Below are 1,610 nucleotides of genomic sequence, written 5' to 3' on the forward strand. Positions count from 1 at the left end.
TGATGTCGTCCCGGCCCGTGGCAATAGCCATGGACCACTCGATCTCGGCCTTGCCATGTTCCCTGGCGGCGGCAGGGGGCTTGGCCTCGTGCGGCGGGTCCTTCTTCTCTCCCGCCGCCTGGGATTGGGTGATCACCGGCGATCCGGGGAGACGGCGGGTCAAAGCGTCATCGGCCCTCCGGAACGGGCCTTTATAGCCCGAGATAACCGCCGCGCGGCGGTCCGGCCCGCGAAAGGTCGGTGCGGCGATGAAGGATTTCTGCTTGCCTATGGCCGTCGAAACGGCCATTTGCAGCGAGCGCTTGGTCAAGGGCAGTGTCAATGTGGCCGATATGCCGGCATCCCGGGCGGCGATAAGCTCATCCGCCGTCCACTGGCCGTCCACGCCAATGACCGGCAGGGATTGCGGGATCAGCCCCTCGCTCCAACGAACCGAATTGAGCACCGAGACATGCCCCGTCCCGCCGAGGCGGTCGCAAATGATGACGTTGAATTTAGCCATCTCGCCCCGCCGCAGGTACAGCAGGGTGTGGTCGGGATCCTTCGTCTCCGCCAAAACGCCATAGCCGCTTTCCCGGAGAAGGCTGACGACAAGCCTTCTGGTCGTTGCATTCTCAATGGCAACCAATGCACTGACTTCGCTGGTGGGTAACATGGCCAATTATTGCACTTTATTGTAATCAGCGCCGGCACTCGGCCCATATGGGCGACCGCTCATGTCGCTGCGTTGGTTTGGCTCTTCATGATGAAGCAGGGGAATTTGGAAAATAAATCGAGTGGCTTTGGAACTCGTTCAGCATATCGACAAGGCGCTGATAATCGGCATCGATAACAGGATTACCAATGCGCGGGTCATACCAAATCCGTTTGATCGGTTCGTTAGCCCGATCACCGTCGAACCTCATCCTGAGGTTCTCGAAGGAGAGGTTCGACCAAGGCCAGCCTTGTCCTTCGAGACAGCCGCTTCGCGGCTTCCTCAGGCTGAGGCTGACGCACGGATCATCCGGATTCCGTATCATTGGTTCGCTCGAGCATCGGTTCCTCCGAAAGCGTTAATTTCTGTGTTCGGCTTCCATCGCGAGATAGACCAGGGGACGGTCATCCACGGCCGAGCTGTTGATCCATCGCTTGTACCGCTGATCTTCATTGGCGATATGACTTCGCAGCCAATGGATAACCAGGGGCGGCAGATCGTCGGCGGCCGAGGTGGTTCCCTGCCGATAGACTTCCGAAATTGCCTTGATCCGGGCCCGAAACTGATTGTGCTTCAGACGATGCTCGGCAAGATTCGAGTAGTTGACCTTACGCATCGCTTTTTCCTCGCGATGGAAATGCCCATCGACATATTCTTCGAGAATCGCGAGGGAGCTGAGAACAACCATCCCCCGCTCACCGGTTTGCAGCGTTTCGCTCAGCAGCTTCGACAGATCGAAGAATGCCTTGTGATCGCTGTCGATGGTTTCGTTGCCCACGGACATGTCAGGCGTGAATTCGAAGATCGACGGCTTCGGACTTTCTCGGTCTATCTCATTCTCCTGATCTTTTCCCATTTCTGACCTTTCCCTGGAAAAGTGGACACCGGGTTAAGCGACGCGTCGCTCGGCCCGGCA

Annotated in this window: 1 protein-coding gene and 1 pseudogene; both read right to left on the minus strand. The window is 57.9% G+C overall.

Annotation, left to right across the window (positions count from 1 at the left end; genetic code table 11):
- Positions 1 to 655: pseudogene (locus MTBSS4_RS17880) on the minus strand (hypothetical protein); the annotation flags it as partial.
- 397 nt (positions 656 to 1,052) lie between these two features.
- Positions 1,053 to 1,550 carry a bacteriohemerythrin gene (locus MTBSS4_RS17885; RefSeq protein ID WP_173984737.1) on the minus strand — a complete coding sequence of 166 codons (498 nt, stop codon included), beginning with the start codon at positions 1,548 to 1,550 and terminating at the stop codon, positions 1,053 to 1,055.
- Between the last annotated feature and the right edge of the window lie 60 nt (positions 1,551 to 1,610).

Source organism: Magnetospirillum sp. SS-4, assembly GCF_902729425.1.
Taxonomy (GTDB): domain Bacteria; phylum Pseudomonadota; class Alphaproteobacteria; order Rhodospirillales; family Magnetospirillaceae; genus Phaeospirillum.